Source organism: Bacillus songklensis (assembly GCF_042649685.1).
GTDB lineage: Bacteria > Bacillota > Bacilli > Bacillales > Bacillaceae_H > Bacillus_BA > Bacillus_BA songklensis.
Genome location: NZ_JBHRZT010000060.1, coordinates 1 through 697 on the forward strand (window position 1 = coordinate 1; position 697 = coordinate 697).

Annotated in this window: 1 pseudogene; it reads left to right on the top strand. The window is 36.2% G+C overall.

The window, feature by feature from the left end:
* Positions 1–411, top strand: a pseudogene (locus ACFOU2_RS15100) (hypothetical protein); the annotation flags it as partial.
* Positions 412–697 lie beyond the last annotated feature (286 nt).

Sequence of the window (697 nt, forward strand, 5' to 3'; positions counted from 1 at the left end):
AAAGAGAAGTTAGATTTTAAAAAGAAAAAGCAAAACCTAAAACAAATGTCTCCTCAACAAGCAAAATTGTTAAGTGGTTTTGCGTATTCTAGTTATCAATCTTTATTGGAAAGCAAATGTGAAATGGCTGGTGTAAAGTTGTTTTCAGTGAACCCAGCGTTTACAAGCCAAATTGGTCATCACAAGTTTATGAAAAAATATGGTCTAAGCTCACATGAAAGCGCAGCGATGGTGATTGCAAGAAGAGGTTTAGAATTTAAAAAAGTAGAACAAGTTCCTATAGAACAATTCTTATCTGGAAAGAAAGAAAAAATTCTAGTAAAAAGTAGATGGAACCAATGGAAAGAGCTCTCGAAACAATGGAAGAAATATGGTTTTAATTCGAAGATTTACGCATTAAATAGATTGTAAAACCCGTTGCTTAGTGGTGGTAATGCCACACTGAACCTGTAAGGAAGAAGGTGTGCTCATGAAATCGCTGTTTCATAGCAATAACTTAGTAACACCCAAGCAGGTATTAGATTACCCATCAAGGCAGTTGTATGCTGGTCCTCAGAAGTCATTAGATGACTGTGCGATGTAGCTTTATACCTTTGATGTGGGAGTGGAATTCTCTCTTGCGAATCGTAAAGGGAATACCGTACTTGCCTTTGCGTTGTGTACAATTACTATGTATTTGTACATATTTTCGAACGGT